The sequence below is a fragment of the Streptomyces sp. NPDC007084 genome (genome assembly GCF_040703595.1).
Classification (GTDB): domain Bacteria; phylum Actinomycetota; class Actinomycetes; order Streptomycetales; family Streptomycetaceae; genus Streptomyces.
Genome location: NZ_JBEYFY010000012.1, coordinates 141467 through 162033, shown reverse-complemented (window position 1 = coordinate 162033; position 20567 = coordinate 141467). Strand labels below are relative to the sequence as shown.

Genomic DNA, 20567 nt, shown 5'->3' with positions numbered 1-20567 from the left:
GGCGCCCCCGCCGGAGGCCGGTCTCGCCGCCTCCTGGTCCCGGCCGCGCGCCGGGGTGAACGGCGCGGACCTCGCGCCCACGGTCGCCCCGCCCGTCGCGCCACCCGCCGCCCCGGACGCGCCCGCGGGCTGGCGTCCCTGGCGTTTCCGCATGTCGAACGACGTCTGGGGCACCCCCTCGGTCGCCGATGACCTCGTCTACGTCACCTCCTTCGAGGTGCACGCCCTCGACGTGGCGACCGGCCGCCGCCGCTTCAAGACGCGTGACGTGGCCTGGTCGATGGCCGTCGCGGACGGCCGGATCCACGCCTCGGACGGGCCGACGCTGTTCGCGCTCGACGCCCGCGAGGGCACCGACCTGTGGCGGCTGTCCACGGACGCCTGGGTCTACTCCCTCAAGGCCGACCGGGGCACGGTCGTCACCGGCACCCGCGGCGGCGGCGTCCAGGCGTGGGAGGCCTCCAACGGGCGGAAACTCTGGGAGATCACCGGCGCCCAGACGGACTTCGAGTCCCCGGAGGCCGGCCCGTCCGTCCACGAGGGCACGGTCTACGTCTGGAAGGACGCCCGGCTGCGCGCGCTGGACGCCCGTACCGGCGAGGAGCGCTGGACCTACCCCATCGGCGACGCGGCCTCCTGCGGCGGCGTGCCGGTGCGGATCACCCACGCCCCCGACGGCTACGCGTACATCTCGGCCGGCACCCGGGTGCTCGCCGTCGACGTGGCGAGCGGCCGGGTCCGCTGGCACTTCGAGGCGCCGGCCGTCTTCCTCAGCCCGCCCACCTTCGCGCCGGGCCCCGCCGTGACGGGCGGCGGCGTCTACCTCGCCGACTACCTGGGCACGGTGTACGCCCTCGACGCCACCGACGGCCGCGACCGCTGGCGCATCGCCACCGAGTCCCGCGCCTCCGTCGACCCCGTCCTGGTCGCCGCGGGCCACGTCCACGTGGGCAGCGGCAAGGGCCTGTACACGCTGGACGCGGTGACCGGCACCCCCAAGTGGCGCTTCCAGGCGGGCGGCGACCTGGTCGGCGCCCCCGCGGTCGCCGAGGGCCGGATCCACTTCGGCTCGACGGACCACCTGCTGTACACGCTGAAGGCCGACGACGGACGGCTGCGCTGGAAGCTGGCGACCGGCGGCGAGATCACCGGCGCCCCCGTCGTCAAGGACGGTGTCGTGTACGCGTGCAGCAAGGACCGCTGTGTGTACGCGCTGGACGCGGAGAAGGGCACCGGGACGGCCCGTACGACGTGAGGCCTCGCCGGTCCCACCCGTCCCGTGTCGCCGGGGACCCGTGTGCCGCCGGTGGCTGTGGCAACCCCTCACCGGGGCTGACGCGCCCGCCACGGTAACCTGATGGCATGTACACGCGGGGGTGCACGCTCAGGTTCACGGCGGTCTCGGTGCTGGTGGTGCTGGCACTGACCGGTTTCTCGACGGGGCGGCACGGCAGCCGCAGCCATCACAGCGGCGGTGGTGGCGGCGGGTGCAGCAGCTCCCGCCAGGACCACGACAGTTCGTCGTCCTCGTCGTCCTCGTCGGGCGGCGGCTCCTACGGACATGGCTCGTACGGCGGGAGTTCGTCCACCAGCGACCCGTACGACAGCCCGACCGGCGACACGTACGGCTCCGGCACGAGCGGCGACGGCGGGGCGAGCGGCACGGGCGGCACGTACCGTTCCCGGCCGACCCACCGTTCCACCTCCACCTCCACCTCCTCCTCCGGCACCGCCCGGGCCCTGAAGGACGGCACGGCGGTGCTCAAGCGCTGCGCGAGCACGGCGGACCCGTACACGACCGTCGAGGTCCGCAACCCCAACGGGCGCGAGGCCCTCTTCACCGTGAAGGTCGGCTACAAGGACGCCACCGGCCGTACCCTGGCCGACGCCACCAGCCAGGTGTCGGTACCCGCGAAGGGCAGGGCGAGCCTGCGGATCGCCGCCGCCGGTACGGGCGTCGTGGACCGGATCGACCACTGCGCGGTCGACCCCCGGGCCACCGCCGACCGGTGAGCTGAGCGGCCCTCACCGCGTGCGGAACCCGCCCGGGCGCCGTCCCGCGAACAGCTCCGCCTGCCGCTCGCCCGGCAGATTGCCGAGCGAGACGAGCTGCGGGGCATGCGCGAGAGCCGCCGCGCGGGTGGCCTCCTGCGCCTGCCAGAGCGCCCGTACGGTGCCCTGGACGGCGTCCGCCGGATAGGACGCGATGACGGTCGCGCAGGCCACGGCCGCCGCCAACGCCCCGCCGGGAGCGGTGAGTTCGGAGACCAGGCCGACCTCGTAGGCGCGCCGGGCGGAGATCCGTTCGGCGGTGCCCATCAGCGCCATCCGGGCCACCTCCCCGAACGGCATGCGCTGCGCGAGGTACACCGACTCGTACGCGCTGACCATGCCGTACGTGGTGTGCGGGTCGAAGAAGGCGGCCTCCTCGTCGGCGACCACGAACTCGGCCTCCCCGAGCAGATAGAAGGCGCCGCCGCACGCCATCCCGTTCACGGCGGCGATCACCGGCTTCCACAGGTCGTTCGCCTTCGGCCCGATCGTGGCGAGCGGGTCGTCCACCATGTACGGCGAGGAGGGCTGCGGCACGGTCGCGTCCCGGTCGACGCCGGTGCAGAAGGCCCGCGTCCCGGCGCCGGTCACGACGACCGCCCGTACGGTGTCGTCGTAGCGCAACGCCCGCCAGGTGGCGGCGAGTTCGGCGGCTGTTTCCAGGTCGACGGCGTTCAGCCGGCGGGGCCGGTCGAGGGTGAGGACGGCGACGCCGGTGTCCGCGTCGACGGCGATGCGCAGACCGTGCTCCCGGTGCCCGCCGGGCGCCCCGCGGTCGCCGTTCCCGCTCACGCCCGCTCCAGGACCCAGCGCGGTACGGTCACGCCGTTCACCTCGGCGAACACCGCCTGCACCCGGGCGCCGATCCGGATGCGGTCCGGGGCGACGGAGTTGAGGGGCGCACCGGGGCCGCTCACCAGGTTGCCGACCAGCCGGACGCGGGGCGCGTCGGCCAGTTCCACGACGATCGCGTTGTACCCGGCCAGCGCCGCGTAGGCGGGCAGGAGCGGCGGATGCGGCACGACGTACGACCAGATCCTGCCCCGGCCGCTCATCGCCCGCCAGGTGCTCGCGAAGGAGTGGCAGTGCGGGCAGCAGGGGCGGGGCGGGAAGCGGAGTTCGCCGCAGTCGGCGCAGTCCTGGACGCGCAGTTCGCCCCGGGCGGCGTACTCCCAGAAGGGCGCGCCGTCGTCGTCCGGAACGGGGGAGAGCAGGGGCTCCTCGGGGGAGGGCGGGGGCTCCTCGCGAGAGGGCGCGGACCCGTTGGGGGAGGGGGAGGAACCTTGGGCGGAGGGGGACGGCCGGTGCATCTCAACTCCTCAGCAGCAGTGCGGAGGTGGGGACCCCTTCCCCCGCCGTGACCAGGCAGGTCGCCGCACCCGGCACCTGCGCCGTGCTCGTGCCGCGCAACTGCTTCACACCCTCGTTGATGAGGTTGAAGCCGTGCACATAGGCCTCGCTGAGCCCGCCGCCGCCGGTGTTCAGCGGCAGCCGGCCGCCGATCTCCAGGGCGCCGCCCTCGGTGAAAGCCGCGCCCTCGCCGCGTCCGCAGAAGCCGTAGCCCTCCAGGGAGAGCGGGACGAGCGGGGTGAACGCGTCGTAGATCTGCGCCACGTCGACGTCCTCGGGCGTGAAGTCGGCGTGTTTCCACAGGTGTCGGGCGGCGGTCCAGGCGGGGCCGGTGAGCGGGTCGTCGTTCCAGTAGTTGACCATCCCGTGGTGCTGGGCGGGCAGGCCCTGGGCCGCGGAGTGGACGTAGACAGGCCGCCGGCGGCAGTCGCGGGCGCGTTCGGCGGAAACGAGGACACAGGCCAGCGCGCCGTCCGTCTCCAGGCAGTTGTCGAAGAGACAGAGGGGTTCGCTGATCCACCGGGAGGTCATGTACATCTCGCGGGTCAGCGGGCGTTCGTACATCATCGCGGCCGGGTTCTGGTTGGCGCGGTTGCGGCAGGCCAGCGCGACGTTGAACAGGTGGTCGCGGGTCGCCCCGTACTCGTGCATATAGCGGCGGGCCAGCATCCCGATCTCGTCGGCGGGCCGCAGCAGGCCGAAGGGGCGGGTCCACTGGGCCGGGGTGGGGAGCTGGACGGTGGTGTTTTTCCACGGGCGGGGGCCCGAACCCCGTTTCCGCGACCGCCAGGCCACGCCCACCGTCGCCTGGCCGGTGGCTATCGCGGCGGCGAGGTGCGCGACCGTGGCGCAGGAACCGCCGCCGCCGTAGCCCACCTTGCCGAAGAAGGTGAGGTCGCCGAGCCCGACGGACTTGGCGACCTCCACCTCGTCGGTCTCCTCCATGGTGTAGGAGGCGAGTCCGTCGACCTCGGCGGGTGCGATGCCCGCGTCGTCCAGCGCGGCGAGGATCGCCCGGCAGGCCAACGTCTTCTCCGAGTCCGGGAGTTGCCTGGCGAACGCGGTCTGGCCGATGCCGACGACGGCTGTGGCGTCCTTGATCCCTGGCATGGGTGCACCTCCGAGGACGGTCCCGGCTGCTGACAGTCCGTCAGGCTACAGCTAATCTGACGGTCAGTCAGCTAGTGGTGCTGCGGCGGGAGGTGCGCGATGCGCGGTGACCTGGAGTGGGGAAGCGTCCCGGGGCTGGTGCGGTCGGCGGCCACCCGCTTCGCCGGCCGCGGGGCGGTCGTCGAGGGCCGCACCCGCGTCACGTACGAGGAGCTGGGCGCCCGGGTCGAGCGGGCGGCGGCGGCCTGTCTGGCGAGCGGGGTGCGCCCCGGTGACCGGGTGGCCATCTGGGCCCCGAACACCCTCGACTGGATCGTCTCCGCCCTCGGCGCGGTGTCGGCGGGCGCGGTCCTGGTCCCCCTCAACACCCGCTTCAAGGGCGCCGAGGCGGCGTACGTCCTGAACAGCAGCAGGGCGAGGCTGCTGTTCGTGACCGGGACGTTTCTCGGGACGTCGTATGTGGCGTCGTTGCGGAGGGCGGCGGGGGTGGGGCCCGGGGCGGGGCAGAGCGCGGACCCGGGGTCGGGGGAGGGGAGCCGACCGGGGGCCGGTGAGGGCCGGGCGGCGGGCCCGGGGGAGAGAGGGGGCGCGGGCCCGGCGGACGGAGGGGGCGCGGGCCCGGCGGAGGGGCGCGGAGTGGACCCGGGGTGGGGGGTGGATTCGGGTCGGGGGTGGGATGGGGGCCCGGGGCGGGGGTGGGATGGGGACCCGGGGTCGGGGCGGGATGGGCGCCCGGGGTCGGGGCCGCTGCCCGGGCTTCCGTATCTGCGGCAGGTCGTGGTCCTCGGGGACGACGCGCCCGCCGACTTCTGGACCTGGAAGGACTTCCTCGCCAAGGGCGAGGGGGTGGGCGCCGACGCGGTGCGCCGCAGGGCCGCCGCCGTCTCCGGCGCCGACCCCTCGGACATCGTCTTCACCTCCGGTACCACCGGCCGGCCGAAGGGCGCCCTGATCACCCACGCGCAGACGCTGCGCGGCTACGAGATCTGGAGCGCCCTCGCGGGCCTGCGCGAGGGCGACCGCTATCTGATCGTGAACCCGTTCTTCCACACCTTCGGCTACAAGGCCGGGATCATCGCCTGCCTGATGCGCGGGGCGACGATGATCCCGCAGCCGGTGTTCAACGTGGACACGGTCCTCGCGAACGTGGCGGCGGAACGCGTCTCGGTGCTGCCCGGACCGCCGACCCTCCACCAGTCGCTCCTGGACCATCCCGCCCGGGACGCGCACGACCTGTCAGCCCTGCGGCTGGTCGTCACCGGCGCGGCGGTGGTGCCGCTGCGGCTGGTGGAACGCCTGCGCGCGGAACTCGGCGTGGCCACCGTCCTGACGGCGTACGGCCTCTCCGAGGCGAGCGGGATCGTCACCATGTGCCGCAGGGGAGACCCGCCGGAGGTGATCGCCACCACCTCGGGCCGGGCCGTCCCCGGCACCGAGGTGCGGGTGGTGGACGCCTCGGGCGCCGAGGTCCCGCCCGGATCGCCCGGGGAGGTGCTGGTGCGCGGATTCAACGTCATGAGCGGCTACTTCGAGGACCCGGCGGCGACGGCGGAGGTGCTCTCCCCGGACGGCTGGCTGCGCACCGGTGACGTCGGCGTCCTGGACGGCGCCGGGAACCTCCGTATCACCGACCGGATCAAGGACATGTTCATCGTCGGCGGCTTCAACGCGTATCCGGCCGAGATAGAGCAACTCCTCGGCCTGCACCCGGATGTCGCGGACGTCGCGGTCGTCGGCACCCCCGACCCCCGCCTGGGCGAGGTGGGCCGCGCCTACGTCGTCCGCCGCCCCCGCTCCACCCTCACCGCGGACGACCTGATCGCCTGGTCCCGCCGCGAAATGGCCAACTACAAGGTCCCCCGAACCATCGAGTTCGTCCACGAACTCCCGCGCAACGCGAGCGGGAAGGTGGTCAAGGGGGAGTTGCGGGGCGGCGGGTGAGGTCACCCGCGCACTCCTCCCAAGTGTCCCACGTCGCAGACGGTGTGCCCGAGTTGGAAGAGGTCCCCGGTGCCTCAGATCCCCTCCGGGGGGTCAGGGTGCGGGCGGGCGGGCGGCCGGGCGGAGGCCGTCCATGAGGAGGTCCAGGAGGCGGGCCGCCTGGGCCTCGCGCTGGGGCCGGGGGGCCACCGTGAAGATGCCGATGAGGGCGGCCGCGACGTCGTCGGCGGTGACATCGGAGCGGAGATCGTCCGCCGCGCGGCCGGCGTCGAGGATCGTGGTGATGGCCGTCAGCAGCTCGGTCCGGGTTTGCGCGTGCGTGATCTCGCCCGACTCGATCATCGTGACCAGCGTGTCGAGCATGCCGTTCTTCGTCGCGATCCAGTCCCCGAACAGGTTCATCCAGCAGCGCATCGCCGCGGCCGGGGGCATCTCGCCGAGCAGGTCGCGGGCGCCGGCCGTCAGCCGTACGACCTGGTCCCGGTAGACCGCGTCGACCAGCGACTCGCGGGTCGGGAAGTGCCGGTAGAGCGTGGCGATGCCGACCCCGGCCTGGCGGGCGATCGCGCGCATCGACGGCTCGGTGTCGGCCGAGGCGAACGCGCGGGTCGCCACCGCGAGCAACTGGTCGCGGTTACGGAGCGCGTCCGCCCGCGGCGTGCGTGCCTCCCCCTGCGGCGTGCCTGCCTCCACCCGCGGTGTGCGCCCGTCCGCCCGTGGGGTGCGTGCCTCCGGCCCGGGGGAAACGGAACGCGATCCGTTTGTGTTACCGTCGTTCATGTAAACGGATCATAGTCCGTTTCGATGTGTTCCCTCGATCCGAAGGAGACGGGCATCCATGCGGCAACAGAACGATCCACCGCCGGCCGGCAGCAGCAGGGCTGTCCGGCTCGATTCATTCGGCGGCCCCGAAGTCCTGGACCTCCGCGAGGTTCCCGCTCCGCAGGCCGGCCCGGGACAGCTCCGGGTGCGGGTCACCGCGGCCGGCCTGAACCCGATGGACTGGATCATGACCGCCGACGCCGAGACCGCCGCCCGGTTCGGCCTGAGCCTCCCGGCCGGGTTCGGAACCGACTACGCGGGAGTGGTGGACCAGGTCGGTGACGGGGTGACCGGCTTCGCGCCAGGGGACCGGGTGTTCGGCGGCGCCCTGTCCCGGGCCGTCGCGGACTTCGTGGTGATCAACCAGGCCGAGGGGACGGCGGCGGACGAGGCCCACCACACGCCCGACGGCGTGGACGACCGTACCGCCGCCACCCTCACCATCGCCGGGCGCACGGCATCCGCCGCCCTCGCCGTGGTCGGCCTCGGCCCGGACGACACGGTGCTGATCGGTGGCGCGGGGGGCGGGGTCGGGGTGTTCGCCGTCCAGTTGGCCCGGATCGCCGGGGCTCGGGTGATCGGGACGGGGTCGGCGTCGTCGGCCGATTTCCTGCGCGGTCTCGGAGCCGAGCCGGTCGCCTACGGTGACGGCCTGGCCGACCGGGTCCGAGCCCTCGCCCCCGGCGGTGTCACCGCCGCCATCGACCTGTACGGGGAGGAGACCGTGCACGCCGCGCGGAAGCTGGGCGTCCCGGACGGCCGCGTCTGCACGATCGCCGCGCGGGTCGACGGCGTGACGGCGGCCAACGGCGCGGACGCGGCTCCCGGCGCCCTGGAGGAGATCGCCCGCCTGGTCGCGGCGGGGCGGCTCCGGGTGCCCGTCGCGGAAAGCTTCCCGGTCGAGCGCGTCCGCCAGGCGGTCGAACTCCAGGCCGGACGGCATGTGCGCGGCAAGGTAGTCATCGACCTCTGAGGTCTTCCCGGACCGGCGTCCCATGGCGTGACCTACCGGTCTGACGCCCCCCCCGGTGGCTCAAAGCGTCCCCCGCACACACGCCGGCCGCGGCGGCTCCCCCTCCGCGCCGCCGCGGCCGACGTTCCCCGTGTGGTGCGGCTCTAGGCCGGGTTGCCCGTCACGTGGGTGTTGTCCGGCTTGGTCTCGTCGCCCGTCGTGCCGACCGGCTTGATCGGGCTGCTCGTGACGTGGGTGTTGAGCGGCGTGATCTCCTCGCCGTCCTCGCCACCGGTGACGTGGGTGTTGTCCGGCTCGGTCTTCGGCTTCTCGGTCTCGCTCATGGTGCTGCCTCCCCTTGTGGTGACTCTTTCTGGGACTACGGGGCCCGCCCGGCCATTCCCCCGAGGACGGCCGGGCGGGCCACTCGGGTCGCCCACCCTAGACCGTGGGCTCGGCGACCACTGTGGCGGTCCGTCTGCCCCCCGACGCGACGGATCGACACGACAGAGAGTGCCGGTTGGCGATAAACGAATGATGAACGCCCGCCGGGAACCGGGCCTTTGGGGCGGGCGTCCCGGCGGGGCTACGCGGCGGCCACCGGCGTCAGCAGCGCGCGGACCTCCGACGCCTCCGGCGAGTCCAGCTTCTCGTAGATGTCCAGGGCCTCGCGCCAGCAGACCTGCGCCCGGCCCGACTGGCCGATTCCGCTCAGCGACTTGCCCAGGACGGTCAGGACGTTGCCCCGGCGCCACTCCCCGCCGATGCCCCGCAGCACGGTCAGCGCCATCTCGGCGTTGCCCGCCGCGCGGCCGGGGTCGCGGGCGTCGAGGTCGACCTCCGCGAGCCGGCACAGGGCCATGCCCTCCCACAGGCGCTGGCGGCTGTCGCGGAAGACGCGCAGCGCCTCTTCGAGCTGGCTCGTGGCATCCGCGTGGCGGCCGCTCTTGCCGAGGGCCATCCCGAGGGCGTACCGGCCGTTCGCCACCCGCAGGGAGTGGCCGAGGGTCTCGTAGATCTCGGTGCCCTGCCCGGCGAGGACGACGGCGCTGTCCGCCCGGCCCGTCGCCAGGTGCAGCCGGGACAGGTTGCACAGCGGGCTCGCCGAACCGGCCAGGTCGCCGCAGCCGCGGAACTCCTCGACGGCCCGGCTGAAGTAGCCCTCGGCGTCCGTGTAGCGCTTCTGGTAGAAGGCGATGCTGCCGAGGATGTTCGCCGCCCAGCAGCAGGGCAGCGGGTCGTCGGAGGCCTCGGCGAACCGGAGCGCCTGCTGCGCCTCCCGGTACGCCTGGTCGAACACCCCGGAGAAGAGCAGCGCGTTGCTCAGGACGACGCCCGCGCGTCCTTCCGCGCGGGCGTCACGGGCGGCGCGGGCGGCGTCGCGCAGGGCGGCAGCGGCAGCCTCGTACTCCTTGGAGTTGGCCCCCGACTCCGCGAGGTCGACCGCCGCCCACAGCAGGTCGATGGCGCGGCGCAGCGTCGGCCCGGTGGCCGACTGCCGGACACAGGCGAGCAGGGGTACGGCCTCGGAGTAGAGCCAGTCCCAGGAGGCCTTGCGGTCGGCGAAGGCGAGGCCCTCGGTCCGGGTGGGCTCCAGATGGTCCACCAGTCGGTCGCCCGGCCGTTCGAGGGCGTATACGCCCGCCGCCGTGGCCAGGTAGAAGTCCAGGAGGCGGGACATCGCCGCCGCGCGTTCCGTGGGCGGCTGTTCGTCGCGTTCGGCGCAGGCGCGGGCGTAGAGGCGGACGAGGTCGTGGTAGCGGTAGCGGCCGGGGGCGGCGGACTCCAGGAGGGAGGTGTCGACCAGGGATTCCAGCAGGTCCTCGGTGTCCTCGGCCGGCAGGTCGAGGAGGGCCGCCGCGGCGGCGAGGGAGATGTCCGGGCCGTCGGCCAGGCCCAGCAGGCGGAAGGCGCGGGCCTGGGCCGGTTCGAGCTGGCCGTAGCCGAGTTCGAAGGTGGCCTTCACGGCCAGGTCGCCGGCCTGGAGTTCGTCCAGCCGGCGCCGCTCGTCGGCGAGCTTGGCCGCCAGCACCGACACCGTCCAGGTGCGCCGGGCGGCCAGCCGGGACGCCGCGATGCGGATCGCCAGCGGCAGGAACCCGCACGCGGCGACCACGTCGAGCGCCGCCTCCCGCTCGGAGGCGACCCGCTCCCGGCCGACGATCTTCGTGAAGAGCTGGAGCGCCTCCTCGGGGGACATCACGTCGAGGTCCACGAGATGGGCGCCCGCCAGGCCCACCATCCGCGTCCGGGAGGTCACCAGCGCCGCGCACCCCTCGGTGCCGGGCAGCAGCGGGCGCACCTGGGCGGCGTCGCGGGCGTTGTCGAGCAGCACGAGGACGCGGCGGCCGTCGAGGACGGAGCGGTAGAGCGCGGAGCGTTCCTCCAGCGAGTCGGGGATGGCGGTGTCCGCCGTGCCGAGGGCCCGCAGGAAGGCGCCGAGCACCGCCTCGGGTTCGGCGGCCCGCGATCCGGCGCCCTGGAGGTCGACGTAGAGCTGGCCGTCGGGGAAGGCGCCGCGCGCCTGGTGCGCCACGTGCACGGCGAGGGTGGTCTTGCCGACGCCGCCGATGCCCGCCAGCGCGGAGACGGCCATCACCCGGCCCTCGTCCAGGGAGGCGGCGGCGAGGACGTCACCGAGTTCCTGTACGAAGGACGCGCGGCCGGTGAAGTCGGTCACCGTGGCCGGGAGTTGGGCGGGCCGGACGGGCGCCGCCGCGGGCTCGGCCGCCGGGGCGGAGGGCTCCGCGAGGCCGGGGTCGGCCTGGAGGATGCGCTGCTGGAGGTCCTTCAGGCCCGCGCGCGGGTCCACCCCCAGTTCGTCGGCGAGCAGCCGCCGGGTGTCAGCGAACACCGCGAGCGCCTCGGCCTGCCGCCCGGAGCGGTACAGGGCCAGCATCAGCAGCTCCCGCAGCCGCTCGCGCAGCGGGTGCGCGGCGGTGAGCGCGGTCAGTTCGGAGACGGCCTCCGCGTGGCAGCCCTGCTCCAGGTCCATGTCCAGCCGCGATTCGAGGAGTTGCAGCCGCCACTCCTCGAGGCGGGCCCGCTGGGTCTCCGCGTAGGGGCCGGGGACGCTCGCGAGGGGTTCGCCGTCCCACAGCGCGAGGGCGTCCCGCAGCAGTCCGCGGGCGCGGGGCAGGTCGCCCCCGGCGCGCGCCTTGTCCGCGAGACCGGCGAGTTCCTGGGCGCGGGTGTGGTCGAGCGCGCCCTCGCCGAGGGAGCGGATCGCGTATCCGCCGGACTCGCTGACCAGCACCTCGGTGCCGAGCGCCTTGCGCAGCCGGGAGGCGTACGTACGGACGGCGGCCAGCGCCTGGGAGGGCGGCTCGTCGCCCCAGAGGGCGTCGATCAGCTCGGCGGCCGTGGCCGTGCGGCCGTCCCGGAGCAGCAGCGCGGCCAGCAGCGCGCGTTGCTGCGGCGATCCGGCCGGCAGCAACGCGTCGCCGAGCCAGGCGCGCACCGGTCCGAGCACGCTGAAGCGCAACGCGGCGGGCTCCTCCGAGCCCGGGCGTCGCTGCTCCGGCACCCGCGGCACACCGTCCATCGCTGTCCCCCTGCCGAACGTCAGTACAACGAGGCCAGTTTGCCTTGTTCTCGGGGGATGCGTCAGCCGTGCGAGACAGCGATCACAGGGCGGGGTGGGCGATCACGGGAGGGGTCACGGGTGCCGCACACGGCCCTCACACCGCCTCCGCACCCGCATCCGTCCCTCCGCGCCGCCGGGCACCGCCTTCCCGGGGGTCCCTCGCGACGCGGGCGCCCGCCGGCATCCCCCCGGAACAGATAGCTGACGCTCCGTCAGATCGGCGCTACCGTGGCCGGTATGGAGACCACGGAAACCCCGCAGAGCCCCTCGGCGGACGACGGGACCGCCTTTCCGAGGATCATCTCGGTGGACGACCACACGGTCGAGCCGCCCGGCGTGTGGCGCGACCGGCTGCCCGCGAAGTACCAGGACACCGGCCCCCGTATCGTCCGGGCGCCCCTGAAGGAAATGACCTTCCTGGGCGGCAGGTTCGCCCCCGTCATGGGCGCCCCCGGTGACGAGGGGCCGCTCGGCGACTGGTGGGTCTACGAGGACCTGCACCGCCCCCTCACCCGCCTCGACACGGCCGTCGGCTACGACCGCGACGAGATCAGGCTGGAGGTCATCACCTACGAGCAGATGCGCCCCGGCTCCTACGACGTGCCCGAGCGGCTCGCGGACATGGACGTCAACCACGTCCAGTCCGCCCTGTGTTTCCCCACCTTCCCCCGCTTCTGCGGCCAGACGTTCACCGAGGCCGCCGACCGCGAGCTGGGCCTGCTCGGGGTGAGGGCCTACAACGACTGGATGGTGGAGGAGTGGTGCGGGCCCAAGGCCCAGGGGCGCCTGATACCGCTCACCCTCGTCCCGCTCTGGGACGCCCGGCTCGCCGCCGAGGAGGTGCGGCGCAACGCGGCGCGCGGCGTCCGGGCGGTCGCCTTCTCCGAGATCCCGCCCCACCTCGGGCTGCCGTCGGTGCACACCGACGACTGGGACCCCTTCCTCGCCGCCTGCGACGAGACGGGCACCGTCATCGCCATGCACATCGGGTCCAGCAGCAGGATGCCCTCCACCTCCGCCGACGCGCCGCCCGCCGTCGGCTCCACCATCACCTTCGCCAACTGCTGCTTCTCGATGGTCGACTGGCTGATGAGCGGCAAGTTCGAGCGCTTCCCCGACCTCAAGGTGATGTACGCGGAGGGGCAGATCGGCTGGATTCCCTACATCCTCGAACGGGCCGACGTCGTCTGGGAGGAGAACCGCGGCTGGGGCGGCGTCGCGGACAAGGTGCGCCGCCCGCCGTCCGAACTCTTCGCCGAGCACGTCTACGGCTGTTTCTTCGACGACGCCTTCGGTCTGAGGAACCTCGACGCGATCGGCGTCGGCAACGTCCTCTACGAGACCGACTACCCGCACTCCGACTCCACCTGGCCCAAGTCCCGGGAGGTCGGGGAGTCCCAGATGGGCCACCTGGACGCCGACGTGGTCGACCGGATCGTCCGGCGCAACGCGATCGACCTCCTCGGGCTCACCCCCGAGGGACTCTGGGCGGGCTGAGGCACCTCGCCGCCGGGCCGCTGCCGCCTGGCCCTTGTCTGACGGACCGTCAGATACGACGATGGCGGCCAGCAGCCGTCCGAGTGACGGAACGTCGGATAAGGGGTGCGGGCCCATGCAGACACTGCCCGAAGGGCGGCCGGCCTACGGGATGCAGCTCCCGGTCCAGTCGCAGAGCACCATGTACGCGCAAGGCTGGGAGGCGGACGCCGGACCCGCCGACCTGGTGGAGGTCGCCCGGGCCGCCGACCGCGCCGGCTTCGCCTACATCGCGGCCTGCGACCACGTCGCCATCCCGCGCCGGCTCGCCGACGCGATGAGCACCGTCTGGTACGACCCGGTCGCCACCCTCGCCCACCTCGCGGCGGTCACCGAACGGGTCCGGCTGCTCAGCCATGTCGCGATCGTCGGGCTCCGGCACCCGCTGGTGACCGCCAAGCAGTACGCCACCCTCGACCACCTCTCCGGCGGACGTCTCGTCCTCGGCGTCGGCGCCGGACACGTGGAGGAGGAGTTCACCGCCGTCGGGGCCGACTTCGCGCACCGGGGAGCGGTCCTGGACGAGACGATCGACGCGCTGCGCGCCGCGCTCGGCCCGGACGAGTTCCCCGTCCACCACGGCAAGACGTACGACTTCGAGGGGCTGGGCCAGCGGCCCCGGCCCGCGCAGGAGCGGGTGCCCGTCTGGGTGGGCGGCTCCTCGCCCGCCGCCGTCCGCCGGGCCGCGCTGCGCGGCGACGGCTGGCTGCCGCAGGGCGACCCGCGCGACCGGCTGCCCGCCCAGATCGCCCGGCTCGGGGAGCTGCGCGAGGGCGCGGGCATCGCGGAGCCCCTGACCATCGGCGCCATCACCGAACCGCTGTACGTCGGCACGCCCGGCTGGGAGGTCGGCCGCCGCACGCTGCACGGGCCGCCCGAGGCGGTCGCCGAGTCGCTGCGGGCGTACGGCGCGATGGGCGTGCACCAGATCCAGGTGCGGTTCCGCAGCCGGGGCCGCGCCGAACTCCTCGACCAGATGGCGGCGTTCGGCTCGGACGTCGCACCCCACCTCAGCTAGGGAGTCGGTCATGGGCAAGCTGGACGGACGTGTCGTGGTGATCACCGGCGCGGCGCGCGGGCAGGGCGAGCAGGAGGCGCGGCTCTTCGCGGCGGAGGGCGCGCGGGTGGCCGTCGCGGACGTGCTGGACGAGCGGGGCCGGGCGCTGGCCGAGGAGATCGGCGCGCACTACGTCCACCTGGACGTGAGCGAGGAGGCCGACTGGGCGGCGGCGGTGGCCTCGGTGAAGGACGCGTACGGACGGATCGACGGGCTGGTCAACAACGCCGGCATCTTGCGCTTCAACACGCTGGTCGACACCCCGCTGGCCGAGTTCGTGCGGATCGTGCAGGTCAACCAGATCGGGGTGTTCCTCGGCATCAAGACCCTCGCGCCGGAGATCGCCGAGGCGGGCGGCGGCACGATCGTGAACACCGCCTCCTTCACCGGGCTCACCGGCATGGCGTACGTGGGCGCGTACGCGGCGACCAAGCACGCCATCGTCGGACTGACCCGGGTGGCGGCCCTCGAACTCGCCGAGAAGGGCATCCGTGTCAACGCGGTCTGCCCCGGCGCGGTCGACACGGCGATGAGCAACCCGGCGATGCTCGCGCCTGGCGGGGACGGCGCGGAGGCGTCGGAGGCGCTGGACGCGTTCTACGGCAAGCTCGTGCCGCTCGGCCGGATCGGCCGGCCCGAGGACGTGGCACGGCTCGCCCTGTTCCTGACCGGCGACGACTCCTCGTACATCACCGGCCAGCCGTTCGTGGTCGACGGGGGCTGGCTCGCGGGCGTCAGCGTTCTGTGACCCCGCGCGGCCTGGCCGGGCGGGGCGCGGCCCGGCTCCGCCTGACGGGGCGTCAGCTATTGACGGTGCGGGCGCGCGGTGGAACAGTCGGCTCACACAATCTGACGGTACGTCAGATAACCGGATGGGGACGGTGAACCTCCTTGGAATTCGGGCTCTTTGTACAGGGATACGTGGGCAAGCGGGCCGAGACCGATCCGCTCGCGGAGCACAAGGCGCTGATGGAGGAGACCGAGTACGTCATCCAGGCGGACCGGTCCGGCTTCAAGTACGCCTGGGCGTCCGAGCACCACTTTCTGGAGGAGTACTCGCACCTCTCGGCCAACGACGTCTACCTCGGCTATCTGGCCCACGCCACGGACCGCATCCACCTGGGCTCCGGCATCTTCAACCCGCTCGCCCAGGTCAACCACCCGGTGAAGGTCGCCGAGAAGGTCGCCATGCTCGACCATCTCACCGGCAACCGCTTCGAGTTCGGGTCCGGCCGGGGCGCCGGCTCGCACGAGATCCTCGGGTTCCTCCCCGGCATCACCGACATGAACCACACGAAGGAGATCTGGGAGGAGACCATCGCCGAGTTCCCGAAGATGTGGCTCCAGGACGAGTACGCCGGCTTCCAGGGCAAGCACTGGCAGCTCCCGCCCCGCAAGGTCCTGCCCAAGCCGTACGGGAAGTCGCACCCCGCGATGTGGTACGCCGCCGGGTCGCCGCCCTCGTACTCCATGGCCGCCCGCAAGGGGCTCGGCGTGCTCGGCTTCAGCGTGCAGAAGGTCTCCGACATGGAGTGGGTGCTGGAGCAGTACAAGACCGCCGTCGTGAACGCCGAACCCATCGGCGACTTCGTCAACGACAACGTGATGGTGACCACCACCGCCATCTGCGCCCCCACCCACGACGAGGCGATCCGCGTCGCGGTGGCCGGCGGGCTGCACTACCTGCCCTCTCTCGTCTTCCGCTACCACGACACCTTCCCGCGCCCCGAGGGCTTCCCCGTCTGGCCCGAGACCCTTCCCGAGTACAACGCCGAGTTCATCGAACTCCTCATCGAGGAGGAGCTGTTGATCTGCGGCGACCCGGACGAGGTGCTGACCCAGTGCAAGCGCTGGGAGCAGGCCGGCGCCGACCAGCTCAGCTTCGGGCTCCCCGTCGGCGTCCCCAAGGAGGAGACCCTCCAGACGATCCGGCTGATCGGGGAGCACGTCATTCCGAAGATCGACACGGACCCGGTGCACCGCACGACCCGGTTCCGCCAGGCCGTCTAGGGGGTACTTCCGCGATGCTCGACCACCTGATCAGGGGCGCGACCCTCGTGGACGGTACGGGCGCGCCCGCCCGCACCGCCGACGTCGGCGTCCGGGACGGCCGGATCGCCGCGATCGGCTCGGTCACCGAGCCGGCCCGGACCGCCGAGGACGCGCACGGACTCGTCCTCGCCCCCGGCTTCGTGGACCCGCACACCCACTACGACGCCCAGCTCTTCTGGGACCCCTACGCCACCCCGTCCCTCAACCACGGGGTCACCACCGTCGCGGGCGGCAACTGCGGCTTCACCCTCGCCCCGCTGCACCCCGACCGCCCCGAGGACGCCGACTACACCCGCCGCATGATGTCCAAGGTGGAGGGCATGTCCCTGGTCGCCCTGGAGAAGGGCGCGCCCTGGACCTGGCACGGCTTCGGCGAGTACCTCGACGCCCTGGAGGGCCGGATCGCCGTCAACGCCGGTTTCATGGTGGGGCACTGCGCGCTGCGCCGGTACGTGATGGGCCCCGACGCGGTCGGCGGACAGCCCACGGCGGAGCAACTCGACGCGATGCTGCGGCTGTTCCACGAGGCGATGGACGCCGGAGCCTGGGGCCTGTCCACCACCCAGTCCGCCACCCACTCCGACGGCGAAGGCAACCCGGTCGCCTCCCGGCACGCCCGCCCCGCCGAACTCCTCGCGCTCGCCCGGGCGGTGGGGGAGCACGAGGGCACCCAGATCGAGGCGATCGTCGCCGGCTGCCTCGACCAGTTCAGCGACGCCGAGATCGACCTCTTCGCCGAGATGAGCGCGGCGGCGGGCCGGCCCCTCAACTGGAACGTGCTGACCATCGACGCCGCCGTCCCCGAACGCGTGCCGCGCCAACTGGAGGCGAGCGAGCGCGCCCGCGAGGCCGGCGGCCGGGTCGTCGCGCTCACCATGCCGATCCTCACCCCGATGAACATGTCGCTCGGCACCTTCTGCGCCCTCAACCTCATCCCCGGCTGGGGCCCGGTCCTCGCCCTGCCCGTCCCCGAGCGCATCGCGAAACTCCGCGACCCCGGGGTCCGCGCCGAGATGCTGCGCCGCGCGGGCAGCAAGGAGGCGGGCGTCTTCCGGCGGCTCGCCGACTTCGGCCGCTATGTCATCGGCGACACCTACAGCGCCGCCAACGAGGGTCTGACCGGCCGCGTCGTCCGCGACATCGCCGCCGAACGCGGCCAGGAACCCTTCGGCTGCCTGGTGGAGATCTGCGCGGCCGACGACCTGCGCACCGTGCTGTGGCCGATGCCGACCGACAACGACCCCGGCTCCTGGGCGCTGCGCGCCGAGACCTGGCGCCACCCCGACGTGCTGCTCGGCGGCTCCGACGCGGGCGCCCACCTGGACCGCATGTGCGGGGCCCCGTACACCACCCGCTTTCTCGGCGACTGCCTGCGCGGACGCAAGCTCGTCCCGCTGGAGCGGGCGGTGCGGATGCTGACCGACGAGCCGGCCCGGCTGTTCGGGCTGCGCGAGCGCGGACGCGTCGAGACCGGGTTCCACGCGGACCTCGTCCTGTTCGACCCGGAGCGGATCGACGCGGGCAAGGCCACCCTCGTGCACGACCTGCCCGGCGGCAGCCCCCGCCTCGACTCCCGCGCGATCGGCGTACGGGCCGTGTGGGTCAACGGCGTCGAGTCGATCCGGGACGACGTCGTGACGGGCGCCGTACCGGGCACCGTGCTGCGCTCGGGCCGCGACACCCGCACGGTGAGCACCCGGTGACGGGCGCCGGACCGTGGCCCGCCGAGCAGCCGCTGTTCATCGGCGGCTCCTGGGTGCCCCCCGAGGACGGCTTCTACGAGGTGACCGACCCGGCCACCGAACAACTCGTCGGCCTCGCCCCGGAGGCCTCCCGGGCCCAGGTGCACGCGGCAGCGGCGGCGGCCCGCGAGGCGTTCGCGGCCTGGTCGCGCACGCCCGCGGACGAGCGCTGCGCCGTCCTCGCCCGCGCGGCCGACCACATCGGACGCCACCTCGCCCCCTACGCGGACCTCGCGCGGGCCGAGAGCGGCGCCACCACGGGGACGGCGCGCGGGATGCAGGTGGGGGTCGCGGCGGCCCGGTTCCGGCGCTACGCGCGCCCCGAACCCGTCGAGCGCCCGCTGCCGCCGCAGATCAACGAGGCCGGCCCGTTCGGCCCGGCCGCCGTCATGGGCGCGCTCGCGGTACGCCAGCCGGTCGGCGTGGTCACCTGCGTCACCTCGTACAACAACCCCTGGGCCAACCCGGCCGGCAAGATCGCCCCCGCGCTCGCGATGGGCAACACGGTGGTGGTGAGGCCGGCCCCGCAGGACCCGCTGTCCGTGTTCCGGATGGCGGAGGCGCTGGAGGCGGCGGGGGTGCCGCCGGGCGTGGTGAACGTGGTGAGCGGCTCCACGCCCGCCTCCGGCGAGGCGGCGGTCGACTCGGCGGACGTCGACATGGTCAGCTTCACCGGCTCCACCGCGGTCGGGCAGCGGATCGCCGAGGTGTGCGGGCGCGGTATGAAACGCCAGTTGATGGAGCTGGGCGGCAAGGGCGCGGCGGTCGTCTTCGAGGACGCCGACCTGGCCTCGGCGGTCGCGGGCATCGGCACGACCTTCTCCTTCTACAGCGGGCAGATCTGCACCGCGCCCACCCGGGTCCTGGTCCAGCGCCGGGTGCACGACGCGCTGGTCCGCCAACTCGCCGAGTACGCGGGCCGGTTGACGGTGGGGGACCCGCGTGATCGGGGTACCGTGGTCGGCCCGGTCATCTCGGCGGCCCACCGCGACCGCGTCGAGTCCTATGTCGAACTCGGCCGCGAGGAAGGCGCCCACGTGGTCACCGGCGGTGAACGGCCGCCCCTGGACACCGGGTTCTACGTCGCCCCCACCCTGCTCGCCGGCTGCACCCCCGACATGCGGGTGGTCCGTGAGGAGATCTTCGGCCCGGTCGTCGTCGTCCTCCCCTTCGACGACGAGGACGAGGCGGTCGCGCTCGCCAACGACTCCGACTACGGCCTGATCGACTACGTCTGGTCCGGCGACATCGCCCGCGCCTTCCGCGTGGCCCGCCGGCTGCGCGCGGGCGGCGTCGGCGTCAACACCGTGGGCCGCAACATGGAGGCCCCCTTCGGCGGCTTCAAGAAGAGCGGGGTGGGCCGCGACGTCGGCTCGTACGCCCTGCACGCCTACAGCGAGACGCAGGCGATCGTCTGGCCGGGCTGAGGAAAGTCCGAGAGAGGTTCCGTCGGCTCTGAGCTGCGGTTTTACGGACGCGCGTAGCGCTGTTAACGGCGTTTCCGTAGCGCATTGGTAGCGCTGCTACTCATTCAAGAGTAGCGTTGCTCTCGACGGGGTGGCGAGAGCCGTCGCCCCGACGGGACAAGGAGCAACGCCATGAGCGAGCACACCGGCACCTCCCCGCGCGTCGCGATCGTCACCGGAGGCTCCCGCGGCATCGGCCGCGAGACCGCCGAACGACTGGCCCGCGAGGGGTACGCCGTCGTCGTCAACTACGCGGGCAACGCGACGGAGGCCGACAAGGCGGTCACGGCGATCGGCGAGGCGGGCGGACAGGCCATCGCCTTCCGCGCCGACGTCGCCGAGGAGTCCGAGGTCGCCGCCCTCTTCGACGCGGCCGAGCGGGCCTTCGGCGGTGTCGACGTCGTGGTCCACGCGGCCGGGGTGATGACCCTGGCCCCGCTCGTCGACCTCGACCTCGACGCCCTGGACCGCATGCACCGCACCAACATCCGCGGCACCTTCGTCGTGGACCAGCAGGCCGCGCGCCGGCTGCGCGAGGGCGGCGCGATCATCAACTTCTCCAGCTCCGTACTGGCCCTCGCCCTCCCCGGCTACACCGCGTACGCCGCCACCAAGGGCGCCGTCGAGGCGATCACGCTGATCCTCGCCCGGGAACTGCGCGGCCGGGACATCACCGTGAACGCCGTGGCCCCCGGCCCCACCGCCACCGCACTCTTCCTGGACGGCAAGGACGAGGAGACCATCGCGCGGATGGCCGCCCAGCCGCCCCTGGAGCGCCTCGGCACCCCGGACGACATCGCCTCCGTCGTCGCCTTCCTCGCGGGCCCGGCGGGCCGCTGGGTCAACGGCCAGACCCTGCGCGCCAACGGCGGCATCGCCTGACACGGCAGGACCCCGGCCG

Annotated in this window: 17 protein-coding genes; 11 read left to right on the top strand and 6 right to left on the bottom strand. The window is 73.5% G+C overall.

Annotation, left to right across the window (positions count from 1 at the left end):
- Together AB0912_RS13795 and AB0912_RS13790 are read left to right on the top strand one after the other, a co-directional pair.
- Window positions 1-1255, top strand: a 1255-nt coding sequence (locus tag AB0912_RS13795; RefSeq protein WP_366699078.1) for a PQQ-binding-like beta-propeller repeat protein, incomplete at its 5' end; no start/stop codon positions are given.
- 107 nt (window positions 1256-1362) lie between these two features.
- Window positions 1363-2013, top strand: a complete 651-nt coding sequence (locus tag AB0912_RS13790) for a hypothetical protein (RefSeq protein ID WP_366699076.1) — start codon at window positions 1363-1365, stop codon at window positions 2011-2013.
- 12 nt (window positions 2014-2025) lie between these two features.
- Here the strand turns inward: AB0912_RS13790 and AB0912_RS13785 are convergent, their stop codons facing one another.
- From AB0912_RS13785 to AB0912_RS13775, 3 genes are all read right to left on the bottom strand, one after another.
- The gene (locus AB0912_RS13785; RefSeq protein ID WP_366699074.1) at window positions 2026-2844 is read right to left on the bottom strand and encodes an enoyl-CoA hydratase/isomerase family protein; all 819 of its coding nucleotides are present in this window, start codon (window positions 2842-2844) and stop codon (window positions 2026-2028) included.
- On the bottom strand, window positions 2841-3266 hold the full coding sequence (locus tag AB0912_RS13780; RefSeq protein WP_366699101.1) for an OB-fold domain-containing protein: 426 nt from the start codon (window positions 3264-3266) through the stop codon (window positions 2841-2843). The genes AB0912_RS13785 and AB0912_RS13780 overlap by 4 nt, the downstream gene beginning before the upstream one ends.
- A 97-nt stretch (window positions 3267-3363) precedes the next feature.
- A complete protein-coding gene (locus AB0912_RS13775; RefSeq protein WP_366699072.1) occupies window positions 3364-4512 on the bottom strand; it encodes a lipid-transfer protein in 1149 nt (382 codons plus the stop codon).
- A gap of 99 nt (window positions 4513-4611) precedes the next feature.
- Between AB0912_RS13775 and AB0912_RS13770 the strand changes: the two genes are divergently transcribed.
- Window positions 4612-6453, top strand: a complete 1842-nt coding sequence (locus AB0912_RS13770; RefSeq protein ID WP_366699070.1) for a fatty acid--CoA ligase family protein — start codon at window positions 4612-4614, stop codon at window positions 6451-6453.
- A 93-nt stretch (window positions 6454-6546) separates the two neighbouring features.
- Here the strand turns inward: AB0912_RS13770 and AB0912_RS13765 are convergent, their stop codons facing one another.
- Entirely contained in the window at window positions 6547-7146 is a 600-nt protein-coding gene (locus AB0912_RS13765) for a helix-turn-helix domain-containing protein (RefSeq protein WP_366699068.1), read from the bottom strand.
- A 145-nt stretch (window positions 7147-7291) separates the two neighbouring features.
- Between AB0912_RS13765 and AB0912_RS13760 the strand changes: the two genes are divergently transcribed.
- Window positions 7292-8248, top strand: coding sequence for an NADP-dependent oxidoreductase (locus AB0912_RS13760; protein ID WP_366699066.1), 957 nt, complete (start codon window positions 7292-7294; stop codon window positions 8246-8248).
- Between the two features lie 143 nt (window positions 8249-8391).
- On the opposite strand, the gene AB0912_RS13755 is transcribed toward AB0912_RS13760, so the two are convergent.
- A complete protein-coding gene (locus AB0912_RS13755) occupies window positions 8392-8571 on the bottom strand; it encodes a hypothetical protein (protein WP_366699064.1) in 180 nt (59 codons plus the stop codon).
- 242 nt (window positions 8572-8813) lie between these two features.
- Window positions 8814-11771 (bottom strand): BTAD domain-containing putative transcriptional regulator, encoded by a 2958-nt coding sequence (locus tag AB0912_RS13750; RefSeq protein WP_366699062.1) that lies wholly within the window; start codon window positions 11769-11771, stop codon window positions 8814-8816.
- Window positions 11772-12050: 279 nt separating this feature from the next.
- Between AB0912_RS13750 and AB0912_RS13745 the strand changes: the two genes are divergently transcribed.
- From AB0912_RS13745 to AB0912_RS13715, 7 genes are all read left to right on the top strand, one after another.
- The gene (locus AB0912_RS13745) at window positions 12051-13310 is read left to right on the top strand and encodes an amidohydrolase family protein (RefSeq protein WP_366699060.1); all 1260 of its coding nucleotides are present in this window, start codon (window positions 12051-12053) and stop codon (window positions 13308-13310) included.
- A 115-nt stretch (window positions 13311-13425) separates the two neighbouring features.
- Window positions 13426-14367, top strand: coding sequence for an LLM class F420-dependent oxidoreductase (locus tag AB0912_RS13740; protein WP_366699058.1), 942 nt, complete (start codon window positions 13426-13428; stop codon window positions 14365-14367).
- 10 nt (window positions 14368-14377) lie between these two features.
- A complete protein-coding gene (locus tag AB0912_RS13735; RefSeq protein WP_366699056.1) occupies window positions 14378-15154 on the top strand; it encodes a glucose 1-dehydrogenase in 777 nt (258 codons plus the stop codon).
- A 143-nt stretch (window positions 15155-15297) separates the two neighbouring features.
- Entirely contained in the window at window positions 15298-16416 is a 1119-nt protein-coding gene (locus AB0912_RS13730; RefSeq protein WP_366699054.1) for an LLM class flavin-dependent oxidoreductase, read from the top strand.
- Window positions 16417-16430: 14 nt separating this feature from the next.
- Window positions 16431-18161: a D-aminoacylase gene (locus AB0912_RS13725; RefSeq protein ID WP_366699052.1), complete on the top strand. Its 1731-nt coding sequence runs from the start codon at window positions 16431-16433 to the stop codon at window positions 18159-18161.
- A complete protein-coding gene (locus AB0912_RS13720) occupies window positions 18158-19627 on the top strand; it encodes an aldehyde dehydrogenase family protein (protein ID WP_366699050.1) in 1470 nt (489 codons plus the stop codon). Before AB0912_RS13725 ends, AB0912_RS13720 begins: the two co-directional genes overlap by 4 nt.
- Window positions 19628-19798: 171 nt before the next feature.
- A complete protein-coding gene (locus tag AB0912_RS13715) occupies window positions 19799-20548 on the top strand; it encodes an SDR family oxidoreductase (RefSeq protein WP_366699048.1) in 750 nt (249 codons plus the stop codon).
- Window positions 20549-20567: the final 19 nt, after the last annotated feature.

Coding starts and splice junctions, on each gene's coding strand:
- AB0912_RS13790 (WP_366699076.1), top strand. CDS start 1,363: ATGTACACGCGGGGGTGCACGCTCAGGTTCACGGCGGTCTCGGTGCTG.
- AB0912_RS13775 (WP_366699072.1), bottom strand. CDS start 4,512: ATGCCAGGGATCAAGGACGCCACAGCCGTCGTCGGCATCGGCCAGACC.
- AB0912_RS13770 (WP_366699070.1), top strand. CDS start 4,612: ATGCGCGGTGACCTGGAGTGGGGAAGCGTCCCGGGGCTGGTGCGGTCG.
- AB0912_RS13760 (WP_366699066.1), top strand. CDS start 7,292: ATGCGGCAACAGAACGATCCACCGCCGGCCGGCAGCAGCAGGGCTGTC.
- AB0912_RS13755 (WP_366699064.1), bottom strand. CDS start 8,571: ATGAGCGAGACCGAGAAGCCGAAGACCGAGCCGGACAACACCCACGTC.
- AB0912_RS13750 (WP_366699062.1), bottom strand. CDS start 11,771: ATGGACGGTGTGCCGCGGGTGCCGGAGCAGCGACGCCCGGGCTCGGAG.
- AB0912_RS13745 (WP_366699060.1), top strand. CDS start 12,051: ATGGAGACCACGGAAACCCCGCAGAGCCCCTCGGCGGACGACGGGACC.
- AB0912_RS13740 (WP_366699058.1), top strand. CDS start 13,426: ATGCAGACACTGCCCGAAGGGCGGCCGGCCTACGGGATGCAGCTCCCG.
- AB0912_RS13735 (WP_366699056.1), top strand. CDS start 14,378: ATGGGCAAGCTGGACGGACGTGTCGTGGTGATCACCGGCGCGGCGCGC.
- AB0912_RS13725 (WP_366699052.1), top strand. CDS start 16,431: ATGCTCGACCACCTGATCAGGGGCGCGACCCTCGTGGACGGTACGGGC.
- AB0912_RS13715 (WP_366699048.1), top strand. CDS start 19,799: ATGAGCGAGCACACCGGCACCTCCCCGCGCGTCGCGATCGTCACCGGA.